Genomic DNA, 517 nt, shown 5'->3' with positions numbered 1-517 from the left:
ATGAGCCGGGAGGACTGGCTGAAGATCCGCAAGCAGGGCATTGGCGCCAGTGATGCGGCTGCCGCCGTCGGCATCAGCCCGTACCAGTCACCGCTGGAGCTGTGGATGATCAAGACCGGGCGCGATGGTCTGTTACCCGCGCCTGATCCCGATGACATCCAATCGCCGCTCTACTGGGGCACCCTGCTGGAGCCCAAGGTGGCCGAGGCTTACGCCAAGATCACCGGCAACAAGGTTCGGCGGGTGAATTCCGTTCTGCAGCACCCGGATGAAGACAAGCCCTGGATGCTCGCCAATCTGGATTACGCCGTGGTGGGTAACGATGACGTACAGATCCTCGAGTGCAAAACCACCGGCCAGTACGGCGCCAAGCTCTGGGCCGATGGGGTTCCCGAGTACATCCAATGCCAAGTGCAGCATCAGCTAGCGGTCACCGGAAAGCAGGCTGCCGATGTGGCCGTGTTGATCTGCGGACAGGAGTTGCAGATTCATCGGATCGAACGGGATGAGGCGTTGA

The 517-nt window shown here is 61.1% G+C and carries 1 protein-coding gene; it reads left to right on the top strand.

All coding sequences use genetic code 11. From position 1 onward, the window contains the following. A partial coding sequence (locus tag A3754_RS07030; RefSeq protein ID WP_197468537.1) for a YqaJ viral recombinase family protein occupies nucleotides 1-517 on the top strand: 517 nt, incomplete at both ends.

The organism is Alcanivorax sp. HI0083 (genome assembly GCF_001635175.1).
This window is presented reverse-complemented; position numbering and strand designations above follow the sequence as displayed.